We start from the raw sequence: 15136 nt of genomic DNA on the forward strand, positions 1-15136 counted from the left end.
AGCACGGCGATGACCGAGGCGGTGAGCGACCGGTGAGCGGCTGGTGAAAAGCTGTTACCGACGGGTACCAAAAGCTCGGGATGCGGCATACCCTCGGCCGCATGACGGACTCGCAGGCTCCCGCCACCGCCCTCCGTACCAACCCCGTGGCCGCCGCGCCGGCCGGCGCGCGCACCGCGGCCGATGTGGTCACTCCTGAACTGATCGCTCAGCTCACACACGGCGTCATAGGCTCCGGCCGCACCTCCGGCCACTCGCCCTTCACCGGAGAGAAGCTGGCGGACCTGCCCGAGTCCACTCCCGAGGACGTCGAGACCGCCTTCGAACGGGCCCGCGCGGCCGGGCGCGGCTGGGCCGCCGTGCCGGTACGGCGGCGGGCGGCCGTACTGCTCCGCTTCCACGATCTCGTCCTGGAGCGCCAGGCCGAGGTGCTCGATCTGATACAGCTTGAGACCGGCAAGGCCAGGCTGCACGCGCACGAAGAGGTCCAGGCGGTGGCCGTGGCCGCGCGGCACTACGGGCGCGCGGCGGTGTCGTATCTGCGGCCGAGGCGGCACACCGGCGCCGTACCGGTCCTGACCAGGGCCACCGAGCTGCGCCATCCGCGCGGTGTCGTGGGCCAGATCGTGCCCTGGAACTATCCCTTCGAGCTGTCCATCGGCGATGCCCTGCCCGCCTTGGTCGCGGGCAACGCGCTCGTGATGAAGCCCGACACCGAGAGTGCGCTCACCGCGCTGTGGGGCCGTGACCTGCTGATCGAGGCGGGGCTGCCGGCCGAGGTCTTCCAGGTGGTCCTGGGCGAGGGCCCGGTCGTCGGCCCCGAGGTGGTCAAGCGCGCCGACTACGTCTCCTTCACCGGCTCGACCCGGACCGGCCGCGAGGTGGCCCGGAGCGCGGCGGACCGCCTCGTCGGCGCCTCCCTGGAACTGGGCGGCAAGAACCCCATGCTGGTCCTGAGCGACGCGGATGTGGAGAAGGCGGCGGCGGGCGCGGTGCGCGCCTGCTTCTCCTCCGCCGGCCAGCTCTGCATCTCCATCGAGCGGCTGTACGTTCACGATTCGGTCGCCGACGCGTTCGTCGGGCGTTTCGCCGCCCGGACGAGGGCCCTGCGGCTCGGCACGGCGCTCGCGTACGGCGCGGACATGGGCTCGCTCGCGGGCGAGCGCCAGCTCAGGACGGTCGTCCGGCATGTCGAGGAGGCCGTCGCCAAGGGCGCCACGATCGTCGCCGGCGGGGTCGCTCGTCCCGACATCGGGCCGTACTTCCACGAGCCGACCATCCTCGACGGCGTCGAGGCGCCGATGGCGGTCTGCACGGAGGAGACATTCGGCCCGGTCGTCTCCGTCTACCGCTTCAGCGACGAGGACGAGGTGATCGACCTCGCCAACAGCACGCCGTACGGCCTCAACGCCAGCGTGTGGACGAAGGACGCCGGGCGCGGCCGGGCGGTCGCGGCCCGGCTGCGGTGCGGGACCGTCAACATCAACGAGGGATACGCGTCGGCGTACGGCAGTGTGGCGTCGCCGATGGGCGGCATGAAGGAGTCCGGCCTCGGCAGACGGCACGGCTCCGAGGGAATCCTCAAGTACACCGAGGCCCAGACCGTCGCGCAGCAGCGCATCCTGCCCATGGCCCCGTCCTTCGGGATGGACGACGAGAAGTACGCGGCCTTCATGAGCCGCAGTCTGCGGGCCATGAAGGCCCTGCGCCTGCGGTAGTCCAGGACGAGGAGAGCCAGTGTCACAGGACAGCCATGCCCAGAACCGGATCGCTTCGGATGCCAACCACGCCGGCAACGCCAACCACGCCAGTAACGCCGCCGATGCCGCCAACGACTCCGATCACGACTCCGATTACGACTACGACTACGACGTGATCGTGGTCGGCTCCGGCTTCGGAGGCTCGGTCTCCGCGCTGCGGCTGACCGAGAAGGGATACCGCGTCGGTGTGCTGGAGGCGGGCCGCCGCTTCACACGCGAGACCCTTCCCAAGAGCTCGTGGGACATCAGGAACTACCTCTGGGCGCCGGCCCTCGGGCTCTACGGCATCCAGCGCGTGCATCTGCTCGGCCATGTGATGGTGCTGGCGGGCGCCGGGGTCGGCGGCGGCTCGCTCAACTACGCCAACACTCTCTACGTACCGCCCGCCGCGTTCTTCAACGACCCGCAGTGGGCGTCGATCACCGACTGGGAGCAGGAGCTCAAGCCGTACTACGACCAGGCGCGGCGCATGCTCGGCGTGCGGCTCAATCCGACCCTGACACCCTCGGACGTGCATCTGAAGGCGGCGGCGGAGGCCATGGGCGTCGGCGACAGCTTCCATCCGGCGCCGGTCGGGGTCTTCTTCGGTGACGGCGAGGACGCCGGTGGTACGGCGAGGGCCGAGCCGGGCGAGGAAGTCGCCGATCCCTACTTCGGCGGGGCCGGACCCGCGCGCAGGGCCTGCACCGAGTGCGGCGAGTGCATGACGGGCTGCCGGCACGGCGCGAAGAACACCCTCAACGAGAACTATCTCCACCTGGCCGAACGGGCGGGCGCCGTCATCCATCCGATGACCTCGGTGGTCGCCGTGACGGAGGACAAGGCGGGCGGCTTCCGGGTCACGACGGTCCCGACCGACGCGCGTCGCTTCCTCGGGAAGGGCCGTACGAAGGTCCTGCGCGCCCGGCAGGTGGTGATCGCGGCGGGCACCTACGGTACGAGCACGCTGCTGCACACGATGAAAGACCGGGGCCTGCTGCCGCGAATCTCGGCGAGGCTCGGTGAACTGACCCGGACCAACTCCGAGGCGCTGGTGGGCGCGCAGACCGATGACCGGCGCTACCGGGCGCGGCACGGCTCGGACCGGGCCGACTTCACCAAGGGTGTCGCCATCACGTCCTCGATCCATCCGAACGACACCACCCATGTCGAGCCCGTGCGCTACGGCAAGGGCTCCAACGCGATGGGCTCGCTGTCCATCCTCCAAGTCCCGCTCAGCGACCGGCGGATACGGGCCTGGCTCGGGAATGCCGCCAGGCACCCCGCGCTGCTGCTGCGTTCGCTCTCCAACCGCCGCTGGTCGGAACGGACCATCATCGGTCTGGTCATGCAGTCGCTGGACAACTCCCTGACGACGTACCGCAAGCCGGCCGGTGTGGGCAAAGGACTGCTCACCGCGCGCCAGGGCCACGGCGCTCCCCATCCGAAGCAGATCCCCGAGGCGACGCGTGCCGCGACTCTTATCGCGGAGGAGATCAACGGCTTCGCGGGCAGCAATGTCGGCGAACTGATGGGCACTCCGCTGACCGCTCACTTCCTCGGCGGATGCGCCATCGGCGCGTCGGCGCAGGAAGGTGTGATCGACCCGTATCACCGGCTGTACGGCTACCCGGGCATCTCGGTGGTCGACGGCTCGGCGGTCTCGGCGAACCTGGGCGTGAACCCGTCCCTGACGATCACGGCGCAGGCCGAGCGCGCGATGTCCCTCTGGCCCAACAAGGGCGAGGCCGACCCGCGTCCGGAGCAGGGCGTGGCGTATGTCCGTACGGCGCCGGTCGAGCCGGTGTTCCCGGCCGTCCCGCCGGAGGCGTTCGGCGCGTTGAGGCTGCCGTTCCTGGGCATGCCGGCGGTCCCGCCGAGGCGGTGACGCCGACGGACAGAGAGAGGCGCTGCACCCCCCTCCGAGTGCAGCGCCTCTCTCTGTCCGGTTGTCCGGGCCTCTGTCCGGCTGGTCCGGGCGCGTTACGCGACGGCGTCGTCCCGGCGGCGCTTCATCGCGAAGACCACACCGGCACCGGCGAGGACGGCGATGCCGCCGACCGTACCGATCACGGGAAGCACCGAGGACGAGCCGGTCTCGGCGAGGCTGCCGGTGGCGGGGAGTTCGTTGGCGCCGCCCTGCGGCTTCGTGCCTTCCGAGGGCTTGTCGCCCTTGCCCGGCTTGGCCTCGCCCGGGTCGTCGTTGCCGGAGCCGGCGGCCAGGACCTCGAAGTACCAGTCCGCGTAGGCGGTGTGGTAGCAGTCCTTCTCGTCGTCCGCGTAGCCGGCGAGGCCCAGCGTGTAGCCGTCGCCGGCCGGGGCCTTGGCGCCGATGTTCACTCGCAGCTTGAGGTCGACGTACGCCTTGGCGCCCAGCTCGGTCTCACCGAAGTAGACACCGGTGCCCAACTCGTCGGTGACCGAGACCCAGGTGCCGTGCTCGTTCTGGAACTGGATCTCGGCGTAGGAGCTGAGCCAGTCCTTCTCCTGGTCGCTCTCCGAGAAGTTGTCGACGAAGAGCGCCCACTCCACGGTGCCGAGCGCCTTGTCGGAGGTGTTGGTGGCACGCATCGAGAACGAGTGCCATCCGCTGCCGGCGACGATCTTGCCGGGCAGGCCCTTGATCCCGAGCTCCAGCGCGGAGTCCAGGTCGGCGCCGTCGTCGTCGGTGGGGCACTCGTCGGTCGGCTCGGTCGGCTCGTCGCCGGGGCCGGTCGACTCGGAGGTCCCGGGCGCGGGCTCGGACGGTGCGGGTGCCGACTCCGAGGTGCTGGGGCCGGGCTGGGAGGTTTCCACGGCCGGTGAGGAGGTCTCTCCGGCGGGCGCCGAGGCATCGGAGGCGGGCGGTGTGCTCTCGCCGGCGGGCTCGGTGTTGTCTTCGTCGGCCGGTGTCTCCGAGGCGCCGGGAGCGGCGGGCTCGGTCGTGGTCTCAGGAGCGGTCGTGTCACCGTCTGTCGCGAACGCGGCCGGGGCCGCGAAGAAGGCGGCAGGGGCTATGACGGCGGTCGCGGCTGCGACGGCCATGGCGCGGCGGAGCTTCATGAAGACCTCAGCGAAGTCGGCGCACCGTCTGTAGGGGTGCGGAATATGTGGGGCCCTCCGGGTGGGGGTCACGGGTGTGGCCACTGGTTTTGCATACAAGACCCGCGACCTGTGGGAATGGTTGTTGTCCACTTCACAGAATCTTTATGTGTCCTGCGTCACATCCGCTGGACGGCGGAGAGGGCGGTGCCGGCGGACGGAGAGCCGAGTGGCCGGGGACCTTCGCGGTCAGAAGGCCGGCCGGTTCCGGGCGTCCCCGGAGCCGGCCGGCCCGGGCGACCGGGCGGCTGTCCCCTGCCGTCCGGTCACGGGCGCCGGGGTGAGGTCCCACGGCGTACCCGTGGTACGTCGCACGCCCCGGCGGAGCCACGCGGTTGGTTCTGTTTCCCTGCGAGCCCGTACGGCCAACGAAGGCGTGTCGCACCCGGTCACGCGCCGTACGGGTGAGAGCGGTGCCCGAACTCAGATACGGGCCCGGCCGGCCGGAGCCTCAGACGCGGCCCCGGCACAGTTCGAGCAGCGTCATCGCCAGCGAGGTGCCCGGCCTGCCGAGCGCGTCCCGGTAATGGCCGAGGATCTCCATCTCGCGGGAGAGACTGACCCTGCGGCCACCGGAGGCGATCCGGGCGTCCTGGATGGCGGCGGACACCGCCATCCGTTCCTGGACGAGGCCGATGATCCGCTCGTCGAGCGTGTCGACGCGCCGGCGGGCGTCGCCGATGAGGGAGACGGCCTCCTCGGTACGGGCGCCGGTGTTCTCCGTGGCGCCGGTGTTCTCCGTGATGCCGCTGTTCTCGGTGACAGTCATGTCGGGCTCCTTGTCGGGGTGGTCCCCGGGAGCGGCACGGCCCCGAACGCGACAGACGCCCCGGGCCTTGCCGGCCCGGGGCGCCTGGGAAGTCGCTTGTCAGTTCAAGCAGCATGACCATGGCAGCCGGACGGGCCGGTGCCATAGGTAAAGACGAAGGTCTGCTGCTCGCGCATACGGCCAGTATGGAGCAGAGGCGGCGACGCGCGGCAACGCGGGTTCGGATGCTGAGACGGAGGGCCGTCCCGGGACCGCCGTTAGAATCGACCCAACAAGACCCACTTTTCACCGCCGGAAGGCCGCCCCGTGCCAGCAGCGCCCCCCGCCGCCGTCTCCGATGTCGTCCTCGTCGTCGACTTCGGCGCGCAGTACGCCCAGCTCATCGCCCGCCGCGTCCGCGAGGCCCGGGTCTACAGCGAGATTGTCCCGTCCACGATGCCGGTGGCCGAGATGCTGGCCAAGAACCCCAGGGCGGTCATCCTCTCCGGCGGACCGTCGTCCGTCTACGCGGAGAACGCTCCGAGCGTCGACCGCGCGCTCTTCGAGGCCGGTGTCCCGGTCTTCGGGATGTGCTACGGCTTCCAGCTCATGGCGACCGCGCTCGGCGGGACCGTCGACAACTCGGGCGCGCGTGAGTACGGCCGTACACCGCTGTATGTCTCGGGGACCGGCTCCACTCTCTTCGAGGGCACGCCGGCCGAGCAGACCGTCTGGATGTCGCACGGCGACGCCTGCTCCGCCGCTCCGGAGGGCTTCACCGTCACCGCGTCCACGGATGTCGTGCCTGTCGCGGCCTTCGAGAACGACGCGAAGAAGCTGTACGGCGTCCAGCACCACCCGGAGGTGCTGCACTCCACGTACGGTCAGCAGGTCCTGGAGCACTTCCTCTACCGCGGCGCCGGTATCGAGCCGACCTGGACCACCACCAATGTCGTGGACGAGCAGGTCGAGCTGATCCGCGAGCGGGTCGGCACCAAGCGCGCCATCTGCGGTCTGTCCGGCGGCGTGGACTCGGCCGTGGCCGCGGCCCTGGTGCAGAAGGCCATCGGCTCCCAGCTCACCTGCGTGTATGTCGACCACGGTCTGATGCGCAAGGGCGAGACCGAGCAGGTCGAGAAGGACTTCGTGGCCGCCACGGGCGTCCAGCTCAAGGTGGTCGACGCTCAGGAGCGCTTCCTCGCCGCGCTCGCCGGTGTCTCCGACCCGGAGCAGAAGCGGAAGATCATCGGCCGCGAGTTCATCCGCGTCTTCGAGCAGGCCCAGGCCGAGATCGTCGCCGAGGCGGGCGCGGAGGGCGAGGACGTCGCGTTCCTCGTCCAGGGCACGCTCTATCCGGATGTCGTCGAGTCGGGCGGCGGCTCCGGCACCGCCAACATCAAGTCCCACCACAATGTCGGCGGGCTTCCCGACGACATCGAGTTCCAGCTCATCGAGCCGCTGCGCAAGCTGTTCAAGGACGAGGTCCGGATGGTCGGCCAGGAGCTGGGCCTGCCGGACGAGATCGTCCAGCGCCAGCCGTTCCCCGGCCCGGGCCTCGGTATCCGTATCGTCGGCGAGGTCACGAAGGAGCGCCTGGACCTGCTGCGCGAGGCGGACTCGATCGCCCGTGAGGAGCTGACGGCGGCCGGGCTCGACCGGGACATCTGGCAGTGCCCGGTGGTCCTCCTCGCGGATGTGCGGTCCGTGGGCGTCCAGGGCGACGGCCGTACGTACGGTCATCCGATCGTGCTGCGGCCGGTCTCGTCCGAGGACGCGATGACCGCCGACTGGACGCGGATGCCGTACGACGTGCTGGCGAAGATCTCCACCAGGATCACCAACGAGGTCGCGGATGTGAACCGCGTGGTCCTCGACGTGACGAGCAAGCCGCCGGGCACGATCGAGTGGGAGTAACCCTCCCGTCGTACCACGGCCTCGCGCCGGCCGACGCCGTCGCCCATTCGTCTGGGCGGCGGCGTCGGCCGTTGTGCGTACGTGCTGGCGAGTGCCCGCCACTTCTGGCCGGATCTGCCGGCTGATCAGGCGCCCGACGGGCCGAGAGTGAAGTCCTCGAAGTCGAAGCCCGGCGAGACGACGCAGGTCACGAGAGTGGGCTCGTCGCCCGCCGGTTCCGCCGACTGCCAGGCTCCGGCGGGAACGAGCAACTGAGGCTGTTCGCCGGACTCGACGTCCGGACCCAGGATGTGGGTCTCGTCGCCGATGTGAAGCCGCAGCGGTCCGCCCCGGTGCCACAGCCAGAGCTCGTCGGAGCGTACGCGGTGGCCCGCGGAGCTTTCGCCGGGATGCAGCAGGAAGTAGATGCCGGTGGCGAAGGCGCGCGGCCCGGGGTAGCCGGGTGGAGTGGCGGAACTCTCGGTCCGCCAGGTCTCCTTGAACCAGCCGCCCTCGACATGCGGTTCCAGACCGAGAAGGGCGACCAGCGGCGAGGTGTCAGTCATGGCGGGCATTCTGGTACACCGGCGCCAGGGCTCCGCCGGAGGGAGGCCCCTCGCACCGACCCGGCCGCGCTGTCTGAGAAGCTCCGCGCGGCCCTCGCGGGCCATCGAGTCAACAACGTGACGAGGTCGTCACCCGCCCCGGCCGCCCGGACAGCGCTTCGACCCCGCTGCATACGGCACAATTCCCAGTCTGCGCAGGGAAGTTCACTGGTTCGGGGTTCAGGGTTCGGGGCGGGGAAGGCGGCATTCGTCGTGGCGGTGCAAGAAGCGGGACTCGGTGTGCACGGCGGAGGCTGTCTGTGCGGCGACTGCCCGCACGGAGCGCGCGAGGGACACAGACGGGCCGTGGCCGCGTTTCTGGCCAAACGGGACGGGCTGGCGGCCGGCCAGGGGCTGCCCGCCGCGGTCGCGCACTCGGCGGGAGCCTCCCGGCAGTGGGTCTCCGACGAGCTCACCCAGTCCGCGCGCGCGGTCGCGGACCGCAGCCGTGAGGCCGGCCAGGCCTGGCTGCACACCGTCTGGCGGCACACGCTGCTGGTGGTGTGGGGCGGTGTCGTGCTGCTCGTCCTCGCGCAGACCGCCACCGCGATCGGGGCCGGCTGGTCGCTCGCCCGTACGGCCGGGCTGCTCGCCGCGCTGGCCGTCGCGGGGCTGCTGACCGGCGCCGCCCGGCTGCACCGGGCACGCGGCGGGCTGCTCGCACCGCTGATCGGTGAGGACAACCGGCTGTCGACCTCGCGGACCGTCGCCTCCGTATGGGTGCTGTTCGTCGTCTTCGCCGTGCTGGTGCTCGCGCTCCAGCTCGCGGGCGCCTCCGGGCACGCCGGGCGCGACACCCTGATCGCCGGACTCGATCTCGCCCGGGGCGCGGGCATGGTGACGGTGCTGGCCGTGGTCTGCGCCATCGCCGTGGCCGTACGCCAGGTGGTGGCCCTGCGCGTAGGGACCCAGCGGCTGCAGAAGGTACGGGCCGAACGGCCGCGACTGGCCGATCTGCTCTGCGACGACGCGGGACACGGCAGCTTCACCGACGTCCAGTACGCCCTGGTGAACGCGGTCGCCGCGATCTTCTCCGCGGTACGGCTGGCCCGGCGGCCCGAGCAACTGCCCGATCTTCCCTGGGCGCTCGCGCTGCTGGTCGCCGTCTCCGCCGCCACCTATTTCGCGGGAAAGTACGTGGAGGGCGGCCGGCCCGTCATCCTGTCCGTGGTACGCGCCCGGGAGGCGGGAGACCTGGACGCTCCGATCCGTACCGGCGACGACATGGAGATCCGCGGCGCCGGTTTCGTACCGCCGGGCGCGGGCACCCCGGACCGGCTTGCCCGGATGGTCGTCAAAATCGGCCCTGTCCATGTCCATGTGCCGCTGGTGCCGGTGCCCGGCGGCTTCGCGAATCCGGCCGACACGACGCTGATCGTGCCGGTGCCGGTCGATGTGGAGCCGGGGACCGTGGAGGTGCGGGTCGTCACGGCGGCCGGGGTGGAGACCAATCCGGTCACCGTCGAGGTCATGGACTGAGTGGATCTGACCAGTTTTGAGTGGATCTCGTCGGTTCTGAAGCGGTGTCTTGTGCGTACCTTGCGGGATCCGGGCAGAGGTCTGGCCGAATTCGACAGGTAGAACGCCTTGACGGCTGAGTGCCGGACGCGTCGCATGCGTATTGCAGGGAAGAGGCACGCGGGTGCCACCTCCGCGGCGGCGTGGACGGCGACAGGGACAGGAAGGCGGACCGGCGATGACACTTGACCACCGGACGAGGACACACAGCGCGGCGGCCGGTGAGCGAGGCGGCCTGCGGGAGAGCGCCGCTCGCTACGCGCTGCTGCCGCTGCGGATCTTCCTCGGCGTCACCTTCATCTACGCGGGGCTCGACAAGCTCACCGACAGCGGGTTCTTCTCGGCGACCGGCACCGGTTCGATCGGCGAGATGATGCACGGCGTGCGGGACAGCTCGGCGATTCCCGCACTCGTCGATCTGGCGCTCAAGAGCCCGGCGGGCTTCGGCTACGCCATAGCTCTTGGCGAGCTCGCCGTGGGCCTGGGCACCCTCTTCGGTGTACTGGCCAGGCTCGCCGCGTTCGGCGGTGCCCTCATCTCGCTGAGCCTGTGGCTGACCATGAGCTGGCAGAGCGATCCGTACTACTACGGCAACGACCTGGTCTATCTGATGGCCTGGCTGCCGCTGGTGCTGGCCGGGGCACCCCTCTGGTCATTGGATGCCCTGATCAGGCGTCGGCGACATCACTGACGGACCTCTAAGGGCTGTCCGCCTTGCGATCCACCGCATCTGACGCCGCGCGCTGATCCACCAGGGATTACGGGACAGCCCTTGGGCCTTCTCTTTCGATCACTCGCACGGGCGCGCGATAGGTTGCCCGCCATGACTGAACCCGGACCCGTCGCCTGGCCACCTGCCCCGATCAGGACCGAGCGGCTCGTGCTCCGTGAGTCCGAGGCCCGGGACCGTGCGGCGTTCATCGAGCTGTTCGCCTCGCCAGAGGTGGGTGCCTACATCGGCGGCCCTCGACCGCGTGATGAGATCGAGCGCGCGATGCCTGAGGTGCCCGGGCGGCGCCCTGGCCTTTTCGTGATCGATCTCGACGGAGCGATGATCGGCATGATCACGCTCGATCGGCGCGACGCGGAGCGTCCGGGTCACGTCCGTCCGGATGCCGGGGAGGCCGAGCTCGGCTATATGTTCCGGCCGGAGGCGTGGGGACGCGGGTACGCCGCCGAGGCGTGCGCGGCGGCACTCGACTGGTTCGCCGACGCGCTTCCCAGCGAGCCGGTGGTGCTCTGCACCCAGACCGCCAACGACCGCGCGATGCGCCTCGCGGCGAAGCTGGGGTTCACCGAGGTGGAGCGGTTCGAGGAGTACGGCGCCGAGCAGTGGTTCGGCGTGTGGTCCTCGGTCACGCCACCGCGTACGCGGCGGCGGTCGGCACGCTCAGGCCCGCGACCGGCGGGCCCGGGCCCGTGTCAGGAGGTGGCACGGACCACCTCCACCTGACCGAGACCTACTTCGAGCCGCAGCTCCAGCGTGCCGGCCGGGTCGGCGCCCGCGCGCGGCGCGAACGTACGCTGCCGCGACTGGTCCGGCGAGACGTCCACGTCGTCCGGCCGCTCACCGGGAAGCCGGATGTCTCCCAGCCCGGCCGTGGCACGCAGCTTCACCGTCACGCCGTCCGGTACGACGACTCGGAGCAGCCCGGCGCCGACCTCCGCCGATGTGCTGACGGTCCGGCCCGCCGGGACGGCGAGGCCACTCATGTCGAGCGTGCCGACGCCGGAGCCCAGCTCATAGCGCGGCTGTACGGCGGCGACGGAGGCCGGTATCCAGTGCTGGCGGCCCCACTCCGTGGTGATGTTCTTCGGGATCGCGGAGGCCGCCGCGAGCAGCCCGGCGGTAACCACCGTGAGAAAGATCGTGCCCGCGCCGATACGGCCACGGAACGCGCCGGCCACAATGCCGAGCCCGAAGGCCGCGAGCGCGGCGGCCAGGCCGATCTGCAGACTGGTGCCGAACGGCCGGCTGTCCCAGGACAGGCCCGTGCCCAGGCCGAACGCCAGCACGGCGAGCAGGAAGACGGTGCCGCCGATCCCGCGCGGGGCCCGGGGCCGCGGAGCGCCCGGCGCCGCCGCCGGCCGCCCGCGCGGTGCCTGGTCGGCGGTGGCCGTGTCCTCCGGACCCCAGAGATAGGCCGCGTTGCCGGGACCCGTGGTGCCGTCCTTGACGATCGGGTCCCGCCACCAGGACGGAGTGCCGGGTGTCGGCGGCGCCTTGGTCTCCGGCGGCGCCTCCGTCACGGAGTGCGCCGTGGCCGGCGCGGGCGAGCCGCCGTCCGGCGCGACGACACGGCGGCGCTGCGACCAGACGGCCGCGCCCACGACCGCGATCGACAGCATCGCGGCGAAGCCGAGCGTGCCGTCGTTGCCCAGCATCGACAGGAACAGACCGCAGCCGATCAGCGCGAGCAGCACGGCGATCAGCGAAGCGCCGTCGACCCGGCCGGAGAGCAGCCTGCGGACCTCGTTCTCGTCCTCGCCTTCGAGCGGAATCAGCAGCCAGGCGAAGCCGTAGAAGATCAGCCCTATGCCACCGGTCACGGTGAGCACACCGACAACGATCCGGAAGATCACCGGATCGACGTCGCAGTACCGCCCGAGGCCGCCGCACACGCCCGCGAACACCTTCTGCCGCGGGCTGCGCCGCAGGTACTGGGGAGCGGCGGGAGGCGGCGCGGGATCCGAGGCGGACGCCGACGCCGTGGGCGGCGCGGGATGCGGCTGGGTCATCTCTCCATGGTGACGGCGTCGGGCCCGCGCCTCCAGCGCCGCCGACCCTGGGCTGTCCCTGATATTGGCCACCGGCGTACCAGGGCTCCAAGCGGCTCCAAGCGGCTCCGAGCGGCTCCGAGCGCGGGATCCGTCCGGTTCCCGGTTCTCTCCCGCCGGTCTCCGGCGCGTCCGTGTCCGGAAGTCAGGGTCGCGTCAGGGTCGGATCGGGGGGCGAACCCTGATGTCCTCGCCGGGCCCGGCATGTGACCATCAATGGCATGCCGGCCGCTCCGCCCCACGCCGACGCGACGTCTGCCTCCCGCGCGCCCGCGCCGGAGGAGCAGCCGCCGCGCAAGCTCTACCGCAGCGCGGACGGGCGGCTTCTCGGCGGTGTCGCCCGCGGGCTCGCCGGGCATCTCGGGCTTCCGGTCGTCTGGGTGCGGCTGGTCTTCCTCGGGCTCTTCTTCGCCCAGGGCCTCGGCGCGCTGCTCTATGCCGTCTTCTGGATCGTCGTCCCGCTCGGCGTCGGAGGGACGGCGACCGGACCGCGTTCCGTCTTCGAGATCAGTCCGGACGGCCGGCGCCGGCTGCGCAAGCCGGACAAGGGCCAGGTCTTCGCGCTGATCGCGCTGCTCATCGGGGCCGGCGTCTTCATCGGCAACGTCAATATGGGCCGGGGCCACGCCGACCGCTACATCTGGCCGATGCTGCTGATCGGTGCGGGCGTCGTCCTGGTCTGGCGACAGGTGGACAACGCGCGCCGCGCCCGCTGGACCGAGGTCGGCCGGCGCCGCCGGATGCTCCAGCTCGCGCGCGCTCTCGCCGGGGTCGCACTGGTCGGCCTCGGCCTGGCCGTCTTCATGGTGGTGCGTGGCGCGGCGGCCCAGCTCGGCAATGTCCTGACCGGCGCCATCGCGGTCGTGGCCGGCGTCGCCCTGCTCTCCGGTCCCTGGCTCGTACGGATGACGCAGGACCTCGCCGAGGAACGGCGGATGCGGATCCGCGCGCAGGAGCGCGCCGAGGTCGCCGCTCATGTCCATGACTCGGTGCTGCACACCCTCACCCTGATCCAGCGCAGCGCCGACGACGGCGGCGAGGTCCGCCGTCTCGCCCGGGCCCAGGAGCGGGAGCTGCGCGCCTGGCTGTACAAGCCGGAGGGCACCGGCAAGGACGAGGAGGACGAGCCCGCCACTCTCGGAGAGGCCGTGAAGCGGGCGGCGGCCGAGGTGGAGGACCATCACGGGGTGCCGATCGAGGTCGTGGTCGTCGGCGACTGCCCGCTCGACGAGAGACTGGCCGCACAGATGCAGGCCGCACGCGAGGCGATGGTCAACGCCGCCAAGTACGGTGGCGAAGGGGGAGCGGTGCAGGTGTACGCGGAGGTGGAGGGCCGTACGGTCTTCCTCTCCATACGGGACCGCGGGCCGGGATTCGATCTGGACGAGGTGCCGGACGACCGGATGGGAGTGCGGGAATCGATCATCGGCCGGATGCAGCGCAACGGCGGCACGGCGCGGCTGCGTTCGGTGCCGGACGGCGGCACGGAGGTCGAGCTGGAGATGGAACGGGCGGAGTGAGGAGCGGCGGCGGGTTTGAGCGCCCGCGGCGGCCGATGACCGGCGGCCGATGACCGTACGGTACGAGTGCCGCGCCGGACGGCGCGGCGGCAAGGGTGAGGGGTGGAGATCATGAGCGAGGGCACAGGGGCCGGAAGCACTCCGCGCGAGAGCGGCGCCGAGGACGGCCGTCGTGTACGGGTCGTGCTCGTGGACGATCACCGGATGTTCCGTACCGGCGTACAGGCGGAGATCGGCCGCACCGAACAGACCGGTGTCGAGGTCGTCGGCGAGGCCGCCGACGTCGACCAGGCGATCACCGTGATCACGGCGACCCGTCCCGAGGTCGTCCTGCTCGATGTCCATCTGCCGGGCGGCGGCGGAGTCGAGGTGCTGCGCCACTGCGCGTCGCTGATGACGGCCGCCGAGAATCCGGTGCGCTTTCTCGCGCTGTCCGTCTCGGACGCGGCCGAGGATGTCATCGGCGTCATCCGCGGCGGCGCCCGTGGCTATGTCACCAAGACGATCACCGGCGCGGATCTGGTCGACTCGATCTTCCGGGTGCAGGACGGCGACGCCGTCTTCTCGCCCCGGCTGGCCGGCTTCGTCCTGGACGCCTTCGCGTCGACGGACGCCCCGCCCGTGGACGAGGACCTGGACCGGCTCACACAGCGGGAGCGCGAGGTGCTGCGGCTGATCGCGCGCGGATACGCGTACAAGGAGATCGCCAAGCAGCTCTTCATTTCGGTGAAGACCGTGGAATCGCATGTCTCGGCGGTCCTGCGGAAGCTCCAGCTCTCCAACCGGCACGAGCTGACCCGCTGGGCGACGGCGCGCAGGCTGGTGTGACAGGAGCGCGCCGCTCTTTCCACCAGCTACGAGCAGTACCACTCGGTGATGAATGTCCGGCCGTGGTGGTCGTCCAGCAGACCGCGGACGCACTCGCCCGGCATGGTGGTCAGCGTGCCGGACAGCTCGGCGACGCCGTGCCGGGTCCGCCGGGTGCCGAACCACCCGGGAAACGCGGTGATCCGGTCGTCCTTGCGCTGATAACCGAGGCGTACGGTGACGTCCGGCCGGCCCGTGTGCTGGACGTAACGGGTGGTGAAGCCACCCGCGCCGCCGATCGGGCCCGCCACACAGAGCCGGCCGCCGGAGAGATCGCCACAGCCCCGTGGAGTGACGCCGACGGGCGCCACCACAAAGAGCGCGCCGATGCCGAGTCCCATCGCTCGCGCTGCGGTGGCACGTCTCACGGCTCCCCCTCGGCAGGCG

General features: G+C 71.1%; 13 protein-coding genes. 8 read left to right on the plus strand and 5 right to left on the minus strand.

Going from position 1 to position 15136, the window contains the following annotated elements; all coding sequences use genetic code 11:
• Positions 1 to 101: 101 nt before the first annotated feature.
• Positions 102 to 1718: a succinic semialdehyde dehydrogenase gene (locus PV679_RS16445; protein ID WP_319680992.1), complete on the plus strand. Its 1617-nt coding sequence runs from the start codon at positions 102 to 104 to the stop codon at positions 1716 to 1718.
• A gap of 19 nt (positions 1719 to 1737) precedes the next feature.
• Positions 1738 to 3627 carry a GMC family oxidoreductase N-terminal domain-containing protein gene (locus PV679_RS16450; protein ID WP_416069736.1) on the plus strand — a complete coding sequence of 630 codons (1890 nt, stop codon included), beginning with the start codon at positions 1738 to 1740 and terminating at the stop codon, positions 3625 to 3627.
• A gap of 95 nt (positions 3628 to 3722) precedes the next feature.
• Here PV679_RS16450 and PV679_RS16455 read toward each other — a convergent pair whose 3' ends face one another.
• Together PV679_RS16455 and PV679_RS16460 are read right to left on the minus strand one after the other, a co-directional pair.
• Positions 3723 to 4781, minus strand: a complete 1059-nt coding sequence (locus tag PV679_RS16455) for a hypothetical protein (protein ID WP_319680993.1) — start codon at positions 4779 to 4781, stop codon at positions 3723 to 3725.
• Positions 4782 to 5271: 490 nt separating this feature from the next.
• Positions 5272 to 5589 (minus strand): chorismate mutase, encoded by a 318-nt coding sequence (locus PV679_RS16460; RefSeq protein ID WP_319680994.1) that lies wholly within the window; start codon positions 5587 to 5589, stop codon positions 5272 to 5274.
• 306 nt (positions 5590 to 5895) lie between these two features.
• On the opposite strand from PV679_RS16460, the gene guaA reads away from it, so the two are divergent.
• Positions 5896 to 7482 carry a glutamine-hydrolyzing GMP synthase gene (gene guaA / locus PV679_RS16465; protein WP_319680995.1) on the plus strand — a complete coding sequence of 529 codons (1587 nt, stop codon included), beginning with the start codon at positions 5896 to 5898 and terminating at the stop codon, positions 7480 to 7482.
• Positions 7483 to 7607: 125 nt separating this feature from the next.
• Here the strand turns inward: guaA and PV679_RS16470 are convergent, their stop codons facing one another.
• Positions 7608 to 8027, minus strand: coding sequence for a cupin domain-containing protein (locus tag PV679_RS16470; protein WP_319680996.1), 420 nt, complete (start codon positions 8025 to 8027; stop codon positions 7608 to 7610).
• Between the two features lie 252 nt (positions 8028 to 8279).
• On the opposite strand from PV679_RS16470, the gene PV679_RS16475 reads away from it, so the two are divergent.
• From PV679_RS16475 to PV679_RS16485, 3 genes are all read left to right on the plus strand, one after another.
• Positions 8280 to 9545, plus strand: coding sequence for a hypothetical protein (locus tag PV679_RS16475; RefSeq protein WP_319680997.1), 1266 nt, complete (start codon positions 8280 to 8282; stop codon positions 9543 to 9545).
• Between the two features lie 217 nt (positions 9546 to 9762).
• Positions 9763 to 10275 carry a DoxX family protein gene (locus PV679_RS16480; protein ID WP_319680998.1) on the plus strand — a complete coding sequence of 171 codons (513 nt, stop codon included), beginning with the start codon at positions 9763 to 9765 and terminating at the stop codon, positions 10273 to 10275.
• A gap of 132 nt (positions 10276 to 10407) precedes the next feature.
• On the plus strand, positions 10408 to 11037 hold the full coding sequence (locus PV679_RS16485) for a GNAT family N-acetyltransferase (protein ID WP_319680999.1): 630 nt from the start codon (positions 10408 to 10410) through the stop codon (positions 11035 to 11037).
• Here the strand turns inward: PV679_RS16485 and PV679_RS16490 are convergent.
• A complete protein-coding gene (locus tag PV679_RS16490; protein WP_319681000.1) occupies positions 11007 to 12323 on the minus strand; it encodes a PspC domain-containing protein in 1317 nt (438 codons plus the stop codon). The genes PV679_RS16485 and PV679_RS16490 overlap by 31 nt on opposite strands.
• 260 nt (positions 12324 to 12583) lie before the next feature.
• On the opposite strand from PV679_RS16490, the gene PV679_RS16495 reads away from it, so the two are divergent.
• Positions 12584 to 13882: a PspC domain-containing protein gene (locus PV679_RS16495; RefSeq protein ID WP_319681001.1), complete on the plus strand. Its 1299-nt coding sequence runs from the start codon at positions 12584 to 12586 to the stop codon at positions 13880 to 13882.
• A 111-nt stretch (positions 13883 to 13993) separates the two neighbouring features.
• Entirely contained in the window at positions 13994 to 14710 is a 717-nt protein-coding gene (locus PV679_RS16500; RefSeq protein WP_319681002.1) for a response regulator transcription factor, read from the plus strand.
• 26 nt (positions 14711 to 14736) lie between these two features.
• Here PV679_RS16500 and PV679_RS16505 read toward each other — a convergent pair whose 3' ends face one another.
• On the minus strand, positions 14737 to 15117 hold the full coding sequence (locus PV679_RS16505; RefSeq protein ID WP_319681003.1) for a hypothetical protein: 381 nt from the start codon (positions 15115 to 15117) through the stop codon (positions 14737 to 14739).
• Positions 15118 to 15136: the final 19 nt, after the last annotated feature.

Source organism: Streptomyces sp. AK02-01A, assembly GCF_033795305.1.
Taxonomy (GTDB): domain Bacteria; phylum Actinomycetota; class Actinomycetes; order Streptomycetales; family Streptomycetaceae; genus Streptomyces.

Coding starts and splice junctions, on each gene's coding strand:
- PV679_RS16495 (WP_319681001.1), top strand. CDS start 12,584: ATGCCGGCCGCTCCGCCCCACGCCGACGCGACGTCTGCCTCCCGCGCG.
- PV679_RS16455 (WP_319680993.1), bottom strand. CDS start 4,781: ATGAAGCTCCGCCGCGCCATGGCCGTCGCAGCCGCGACCGCCGTCATA.
- PV679_RS16490 (WP_319681000.1), bottom strand. CDS start 12,323: ATGACCCAGCCGCATCCCGCGCCGCCCACGGCGTCGGCGTCCGCCTCG.
- PV679_RS16445 (WP_319680992.1), top strand. CDS start 102: ATGACGGACTCGCAGGCTCCCGCCACCGCCCTCCGTACCAACCCCGTG.
- PV679_RS16460 (WP_319680994.1), bottom strand. CDS start 5,589: ATGACTGTCACCGAGAACAGCGGCATCACGGAGAACACCGGCGCCACG.
- PV679_RS16485 (WP_319680999.1), top strand. CDS start 10,408: ATGACTGAACCCGGACCCGTCGCCTGGCCACCTGCCCCGATCAGGACC.
- PV679_RS16480 (WP_319680998.1), top strand. CDS start 9,763: ATGACACTTGACCACCGGACGAGGACACACAGCGCGGCGGCCGGTGAG.
- PV679_RS16500 (WP_319681002.1), top strand. CDS start 13,994: ATGAGCGAGGGCACAGGGGCCGGAAGCACTCCGCGCGAGAGCGGCGCC.
- PV679_RS16470 (WP_319680996.1), bottom strand. CDS start 8,027: ATGACTGACACCTCGCCGCTGGTCGCCCTTCTCGGTCTGGAACCGCAT.